At 52.0% G+C, this 8,588-nt stretch carries 3 protein-coding genes; all 3 read left to right on the plus strand.

The annotated features are described in order from the left end of the window. Positions 1-5 precede the first annotated feature (5 nt). The 3 genes from EL645_RS32280 to EL645_RS32290 are packed head-to-tail and all read left to right on the plus strand — an operon-like array spanning position 6 to position 8,586. Complete coding sequence (locus tag EL645_RS32280) at positions 6-5,246, plus strand: non-ribosomal peptide synthetase (RefSeq protein WP_126556579.1); 5,241 nt, start codon at positions 6-8, stop codon at positions 5,244-5,246. Next, positions 5,246-6,892: a condensation domain-containing protein gene (locus tag EL645_RS32285; protein ID WP_126556580.1), complete on the plus strand. Its 1,647-nt coding sequence runs from the start codon at positions 5,246-5,248 to the stop codon at positions 6,890-6,892. Before EL645_RS32280 ends, EL645_RS32285 begins: the two co-directional genes overlap by 1 nt. Then, positions 6,877-8,586, plus strand: coding sequence for a non-ribosomal peptide synthetase (locus EL645_RS32290; protein ID WP_126556581.1), 1,710 nt, complete (start codon positions 6,877-6,879; stop codon positions 8,584-8,586). Before EL645_RS32285 ends, EL645_RS32290 begins: the two co-directional genes overlap by 16 nt. The last annotated feature ends 2 nt before the right edge of the window (positions 8,587-8,588 follow it).

Consider the following 8,588-nt stretch of genomic DNA (forward strand, 5'->3'; position numbering starts at 1 on the left):
TACTTATGATGTTATCGCAATCCGTAATGACTGATCAGGAACGCCGATTGCTTTTGGAGACCTGGAATGCTACGGCAATGCCTTTTGCGCAAGCAAATGTGCTGCCTCAATTAGTGCAACTCCGCAGCCTCCAGCAACCGGATGCCATTGCCGTCCAGGGTCCACATGAACGATTGAGTTATCATGAATTAAATACGCAGGCGAACCAGCTGGCTCACATACTACGCCGCAAAGGGGTAGGGCCAGAGGTGCTGGTGCCAGTCTGCCTTGAACGTTCAAGTCTATTAATTGTGGCAGAGCTCGCAATCTTGAAAGCGGGAGGAGCATATGTGCCTCTCGACCCTACCTATCCTCAGCAACGTTTAGCCACCACATTGGCTGAGGTTCAGGCGCCCATCATTTTGACACAGGCCCATCTAGGGACGCTTTTCGCCGAGGCATTGCCTTTGCTTGTCCTGGATGAGGCACAACTCAAGGATGAATGGTCGCATGAACCAGTTGATGCTCCAGCAATCGATGTACAGGTCGCTAACCTGGCGTATATGATTTATACCTCAGGCTCGACCGGGCGACCCAAAGGCGTACAGATCGCGCACAAAGGCCTGCTTAATCTGATTGCCTGGTATCAACGAACGTTTACCATAACACCCAATGATCGTATTGCGTATCTGACCGGTGTCGGTTTTGATGCCTCTGTATTGGATATCTGGCCTGCTCTTGCCTCGGGCGCCTGCCTGGTCTTGCCTGATGAGGAGAACCGCTTTTCGGCTAGCCTTCTGCAGACATGGTTGATCGAACAGCACATTACAATTTGCAGTTCCACAACCTCAGTTGTCGAACAGCTATTGCATTTTTCCTGGCCAGAACATACAAGCTTGCGCTATGTCCTGGTAGGAGGGGATCGCCTGGGAATGTATCCAGCGGCACACATTCCCTTTACGCTGGTGAACAACTATGGACCCACTGAGGGCACGGTCGAGGCTACCTATGCCCGTGTTCCAGTGCGGGAAGGAAGCGACATACAGGAAAGTCCGGCGCTTGGTCGGCCCATTGATAACGTCGAAGTCTACCTCTTAAATGAGCTGTTACAGCCAGTGCCAATTGGTGAGAATGGCGAACTGTACCTGGGTGGGGTGGGTCTGGCCCGCGGATATTTTCAACGACCAGATCTGACCGCCGAGCGCTTTATTCCCCATCCTTTTAGCCATATACCAGGGGCGCGCCTTTATAAAACAGGAGATATCTGTCGCTATCGGGCGAATGGCGAGATCGATTTTCAAGGTCGCAATGATCATCAGGTCAAGGTGCGCGGTTTTCGGATTGAGCTAGGAGAGATAGAGCACGCCCTGGTACAGCATGAGCTGGTTGCTCAGGCCACGGTGCTGGCACGTGAAGAGGCCGGACAGGAGAAGCGCCTGGTTGCATATCTGGTACCGCACAAGGACGCACAGCTGAACATAGGTCAACTACGGCAGCATCTAAGTGAACGCTTGCCAGTGTATATGGTGCCCTCGGCATTCGTAGTCTTAGCAAGCTTGCCCTTGACCTCAAATGGCAAGATCGACCGCCAACTACTCCTGACCTATGAAGAGACAACGGAAGCCGGGACCACGGCATTTGTTGCGCCTCGCACGCAGCTTGAGGAGAAGATCGCAACCATCTTTGCCGCAGTTCTCCATCTCGAGCGCGTGAGTGTCGAAGCCGACTTTTTTGACCTGGGCGGCCATTCACTCCTGGTTGATCAAGCCATAACTCGTGTGCGCGAAGCGACAGGGCAGACGATCCCATTGCGTAGTCTGTTTGAGGCACCGACCGTGGCAGCCTTAGCCAGCTTAATAGAGCAATCGGGAGAGGCAAAGCAACTATTACCATCCTTAGTCATCCGTCCTATCGCGCGTGATCTGCCGTTGCCACTCTCATTTTCACAAGAGCGGGTCTGGTTCATGCACAAACTTGACCCATCAAACGCTTCCTATCATGCGCAGGCCCGTTTACGCCTGAGTGGAACCCTGAATGTACAGGCACTTGAGCGGAGTCTATGTGAGATGGTACGCAGGCATGAAATTTTTAGAACCACCTTTGTAGAAGTTAATGGTCAACCGGTACAGATGGTGCACGCCCCCTGGCTGTCTGGCTTACCACTGATAGACCTGCGTGGATTGAGTATTGAGCGCCAGCAGGAGCTGATCAATCAAGTGAGCCATACCGAGAGCAAGAAATTGCTGCATATCGACCAATTACCGCTGGCCCGCTGGACCCTGTTTGCCCTGGATGAAAATGAGTATCTGCTTTTACATCTTGAGCATCACTTAATCCATGATGGCTGGTCATTTAATGTTTTCTTAGGTGAGCTACTCACCCTCTATCAAGCCTTTGCGCAACAGCAACCATCACCGCTACCTGAACGTACCATCCAATTTGCGGACTTCGCCTTTTGCCAGCGCGAGTGGATGCAGGGTGCCGTTTTAGAGGCTCAATTAGGCTATTGGAAAAAGCAGCTGGCGCGGGCAAATACCTTGTTGGAGCTGCCAACTGACCATCCGCGACCAGCCACGCAGACCTTTCGTGGCGCGGCACCCCGGGTCGATCTATCGGCTGAGCTCTACCTGGCCCTCAAGGAAGTAAGTCGCCAACAGGGTGTAACCCTGTTTATGACGATGCTGGCCGCCTATTATGTCTTGCTCTATCGCTATAGTGGTCAGAGTGACATCTGTGTAGGATCAGGCGTAGCCAACCGGCGCGGCCAGGAGATTGAGGCACTCATTGGTATGATTGTCAATACGATTACCCTGCGTGCCGATCTTTCTGGCAATCCATCATTTGCAGACCTGCTACAACGGGTGCGCACCCTCTTGCTAGATGCTTATGAGCATGAGGATGTCCCATTTGATAAAGTGGTAGAAGCGCTGGCCTTACCCAGAAATTTAAGTTATAATCCGCTGTTTCAAGCCATGTTTAGCTTCCATGATTCACGCCTGCCTGATCTCCAATTACCCGAGCTCTCAATTCATATTCAAGAGGGCATCAGTAATGGCGCAGCCAAATTTGATCTGAATGTGATTGCCATCCCACGCCTGGCCCATGACCAGGAACCCACCAACGCAAACGAGGTGGGCATGACACTGATCTGGGAGTACAACATAGATCTGTTTGATGCCACAACGATTGAACGGATGGTGGGACACTATCGTCAACTGCTTGAGGAACTGGTGCTTCATCCCGAGCAGAAGATTGATGACATCCCGCTACTACTGCCAGCTGAAAAGCAAGCTATTCTGACCGAATGGGCGCCAGCCTCGGCACATTTTGAGCCGGCCTCCTGCTTACAGCACCGGTTTGAGGAACAGGTTGCCCTCTATCCACAGAAGGTGGCCGTACTCTCAGGTGAAGATAGAGCGACCTATGCGCAGCTAAATCGCCGGGCCAATCAACTGGCCCACCGTTTACAGGCCGCTGGTGTAGGTATAGAGGATCACGTGGCACTGTGCATGGAGCGTTCGCTTGATCTGCTGGTCGGTATCCTTGGTATTCTCAAAGCCGGCGCGGCCTATGTGCCGATAGACCCGACCTATCCTCTTGATCGACAATTGTATATCGTCGCAGATTGCCAGGCCAGCATCCTGGTTACGCAAGAGTCTTTAAGCTCGATCTTTCAGCAGACATCGCTAACGGTGGTCTGTGTTGATCAGGAAGAGCTAACACACGAACCATTGACGCCCGTTGTGAGTAATGTACGGCCTGAAAATACCGCCTATATCATTTATACCTCAGGCTCTACAGGACAGCCAAAGGGTGTGGTCGTGACACATGCAAATGTGGCGCGCCTGTTCAAAGCCACGCAAGCAGATTTTGATTTCAGGCCCGATGATATCTGGACCTGTTTCCATTCCTTTGCCTTTGACTTCTCCGTATGGGAGATCTGGGGAGCGCTTCTCTTTGGGGGAACGCTAGTTATGGTGCCATATTGGGTGAGCCGTTCGCCGGAGGCATTCTACAATCTGTTGTATACGCAGAAGGTAACGATGTTAAGCCAGACCCCCTCTGCTTTTAACGCGCTGATGCAAGTTCAGGAGGAACTGGGCAGCGAAAAAGTACTCAATCTACGAACCGTTGTCTTTGGTGGTGAGGCCTTGAATCTCGCCGCTCTGCGCCCCTGGTTTGAGCGCAATGGAGATCAACAGCCGCGCTTGATAAATATGTATGGGATTACTGAAACGACTGTTCATGTGACCTACCAGCAATTGCGCATGGCAGACCTGCAGCAGGCTCAGCGCAGTCTGATAGGGCGCAGCATTCGCGACCAGGAGGTTTACGTTTTAAATGAGCAGATGCAGCTGGCCCCTATCGGTGTACCAGGTGAGATCTTCGTTGGGGGAGCAGGGAACGCGCGGGGCTACCTGCATAAACCTGATTTAACCGCCCAGCGTTTTGTCCCACATCCATTTAGCTCTGTTCCAGGTGCACGTCTATATCGTACCGGTGACCGGGCCCGCTATCTTGCCGATGGCTCGCTGGAATATCTGGGGCGCTTGGATTTTCAGGTCAAGCTGCGCGGTTTCCGTATCGAACTGGGTGAGATTGAAGCCGCACTGCTGGCTCATGCGGATGTACGAGAAGTAGTTGTTTTGCTCCATGAAGATCAGGCGGGTGAAAAGCAATTGACTGCCTACCTTGTGACCAGATCAGCACAAGCTCTCGCCATTGATACCTTGCGCCAATACCTGCAAGGCAAGTTACCTGCTTATATGATCCCTGCCTTTTTTGTCTTCCTGGAAAGTCTTCCATTAACCACTAATGGCAAAGTGGATCGCCGCGCCTTGCCTGCTCCACAGGTGCAGCAGACAAAACTAGAGGAGTTGGTACAGCCACGCACAACCACTGAGGCCACATTGATGTCTATCTGGAAGACGGTGGTCAATGTAGAGGCAATGGGGGTCCATGACAACTTTTTTGAACTTGGAGGACACTCACTGATCGCGGCGCGCATCATGTCACGTATTCGCGATACTTTCCACGTAGAACTCTCGCTGCGTGCTCTCTTTGATGCACCAACGGTCGCCAGCCTGGCCGCGATCATTGATGGTGCACTGCAGGAGCAGGCGGCAGATGAGGTAGTTGAAGTAGAAACCAGTAATGAACTGACCCAGGAAGAGGTGGACGACCTCATCGGCAAACTGGATCAGCTTTCGGCTGGCGAGATTGATGTTTTGTTGGCCCAGACACTCAATGAAAGTCAGGTTGACTAATGGAACAGACGGTTGAGCTTTCACTCCAACAGAAACGTGAACTGCTCTCTCAATTGCTCCAACAGAAAGCGGGAAGGCAAAAAAAGTCCTTCCCGCTTTCTTTAGCCCAGCAGCGACTCTGGTTTCTGGAGCAATGGCATCCCAATAGCTCACTCTATAACATCTTTGGTGGCATACAGATATCGGGACCCCTCTCCATCGATGTCCTGGAACAGAGCTTTAATCAACTACTCCAGCGCCATGAAACGTTGCGTACACATTTTGTAGTGGAGGATGATCAGGTTAAGCAAGTCGTTGCAACCAGGAGCGAAGTAGCGCTCACACTGGTCGATCTCAGCGAGGTTCCGCAGCCCGAACAAGAAAAGTGGTTTCATTATCTCGCCATGCGGGAAGCTCGTTTACCCTTTGATCTCTTGCAAGGACCACTTTTCAGAGCAAAGGTGGTCAGTCTGGCTCAAAATGAAGCAATCTTGCTCCTCACGATGCACCATATTATCTCTGATGGTAGTTCGATGGATCTTTTTATGCGCGAACTGGCCGAGTTATATGATGCAGCGCTGACAGCGCGACCGTTTCAGTTGGCGGAGCTGCCATTCCAGTATCGCCACTACGTCTCCTGGCAGCAACGCTGGGTAAAGGGTCCACATCTTGAAGAGCATATGGTCTATTGGAAGCAGCAGCTTGAGCAGGCTGCAACATTACAATTGCCGACCGATTATGCTCGCCCTGGCGCGCAGAGCTTTAAAGGGGCGCGCGAACACCTGCTACTATCAGCCGAACTGAATACCGCATTGAAGAAGTTGAGCCGTCAGGAAGGGGTAACAATGTTTATAACCCTGCTGGCCGCTTTTTCTCTGCTCCTCTCTCGCTATGCGCAACAAGAGGATATCGTACTGGGCTCTCCGATTGCCAGTCGAACACGCAGCGAATTTGAGCATATTATCGGCTTTTTCGTGAATATGCTGGTATTACGTATCGATACCACGGGCAATCCAACCTTCCGCGACCTACTACAACGCACGCGCCAGGTCGCGTTAGATGCGTATACCCATCAAGAGGTTCCCTTCGAACGTCTGGTTGAAGAATTAGCGCCAGAGCGGGATGTCAGTCGCAATCCATTGTTCCAGGTGATGTTCGCTTTCCAGAGCACGTCCCTGGCACAATTTCAATTAGCGGGCACGCAAGTGAAGCCGCTACGCTTTGATATGGGGCATTCACGCTTTGATCTCAGCCTCAACACCTGGGAAGAACAGGACGAGATCGTATGCCTGGCGGAATATAGCACAGATCTCTTCTCCGGACAGACAATAGCTCTGATGCTACGTCATTTTGCCAACCTGTTAGAGGAAATTGTGCGCCAACCGGATCAGCGCATCAGCACTTTTTCCTTACTGGATGAGCAGGAAAGGCAGGAGCTCTTATACAAGCGCAATTCAAACGGCAATACGTTTGTGATGGAGCACACAGTGGTCCAGCGTGTTGAGCGAGAGGCAGCGTTGCGGCCAACGGCAGTAGCCTTACGCAGTTCGAGCGGAGAATTAAGCTACCATGAGTTGAATAGCCAGGCGAACCAACTCGCTCATTTTCTGCAACGAAAAGGGGTCGGGCCAGAGGTAATGGTTGCGTATGTATGGAGCGTTCACTAGAACTAATAGTAGCCGAACTGGCGATCCTGAAGGCCGGCGGAGCCTATGTGCCACTGGACCCTGCATACCCGGCAGCGCGCCTGGCATATATGTTACAGGAAGTAGGTTCACCGCTTGTACTAACGCAGCAACGCCTCCTTTCACAGGTACAGGAGGCCATGGAGTCTCAGACAAGTTTTGTATGTGCGATTGATAGCAACTCAAACCTCTGGAATCAGGAGGAGGACAGCAACCTGGAGGTTGAGATTCTGCCACAGCAGCTTGCCTATATGATCTACACTTCTGGCTCAACAGGAAAACCCAAGGGCGTGCAACTGGCACACAATGGTCTATCCAATCTAGTGCATTGGTTCCAGCATACCTTTGCGTTGACTGATGAGGATCGTGCAGGTCATCTGATGGGCATCGGCTTTGATGCTGCCGTACTGGATATCTGGCCAACCATCACAACTGGCGCCTGCCTGGTTCTGCCAGATGAAGAGATCCGCTACTCGGCAGCCTTACAGCAAGCCTGGATCCTTGACCAGAAATTGACGTTCTGTACAACTGCCACTGCAATTGCTGAACAGCTTATCCGCTTACCCTGGCCACTCCCTACGTGTCTACGCTATCTGCATACAGGCGGTGATTGTCTGACCAGTTATCCAACTAGCGATCTTCCCTTTACCGTCGTCAACAACTATGGACCAACCGAGAACACGGTGGAGTCCACATATACCATTGTGCCACCCAAAGCAGCCGGACAGAGCGGCTATACCGTCCCTTCGATTGGGCGCCAGATGGCCAACGTAGAAGTGTATCTCCTGGATAAAGATCTGCAGCCCGTACCCAACGGACTCGCCGGTGAGCTGCATCTGGGCGGGGCTGGACTGGCCCGTGGCTATCTGCAGCGTGCAGAGCTGACCGCCGAGCGCTTTATCCCACATCCTTTTGCCACACTACCAGGGGCTCGCCTCTACAAAACGGGCGATATCTGCCGCTATCGTGTGAATGGTGAGCTCGAGTTCCTGGGACGCCGGGATCAGCAGGTAAAAATTCGTGGTTTCCGGATCGAGTTAGGTGAAATTGAGCACGTACTGCTCCAGCACGAGCAGGTAGCAGAGGCAGTAGTAATTGTACGCGAAGATCCTGGTTTCGAAAAACGCCTGGTCGCCTATCTGGTGCCAGGAGCCTCTGGGCAACTACAGATAAGTCAGGTGCGGAACTTTTTGCGTGGACGAGTCACATCCTCCATGGTTCCAGCAGAGTTTGTAGCCCTGTCCGCACTACCATTAACACCCAATGGGAAGGTGGATCGCCGCTCTCTTCCAATGCCGGTAGCTACAACTGAAGCGGAGGAAGGGCTGGAACAGGAGTATTGTGGGCCTGGAAACGAAGTTGAACAAAAGATTGTTGCCATCTGGCAAGGAGTATTGCAAAAGGAGAAAATCAGCATTCATGAGAATTTCTTTGATCTCGGGGGGCACTCTCATCTGGTAACGCAGGTCCATCTCCAATTGCAAAGCACTTTTGCTCGCCCCATTCCCTTGATCAACCTTTTTAAATACCCAACGGTCAGCGCTCTGGCAGATTATCTCAAGCAAGAGCCAACCGTCACGGAGAAAATGTCAACCAATGTGAAACGCGTAGAGGAAATGGAGGATGGTAAAAATCGTCTGAAAAAACTCAGGCAGCGTCAGAGATTAACGCGATAAGA

This window comes from Dictyobacter kobayashii (genome assembly GCF_003967555.1).
Taxonomy (GTDB): Bacteria; Chloroflexota; Ktedonobacteria; order Ktedonobacterales; family Ktedonobacteraceae; genus Dictyobacter; species Dictyobacter kobayashii.

Coding starts and splice junctions, on each gene's coding strand:
- EL645_RS32290 (WP_126556581.1), top strand. CDS start 6,877: ATGGAGCGTTCACTAGAACTAATAGTAGCCGAACTGGCGATCCTGAAG.
- EL645_RS32285 (WP_126556580.1), top strand. CDS start 5,246: ATGGAACAGACGGTTGAGCTTTCACTCCAACAGAAACGTGAACTGCTC.
- EL645_RS32280 (WP_126556579.1), top strand. CDS start 6: ATGATGTTATCGCAATCCGTAATGACTGATCAGGAACGCCGATTGCTT.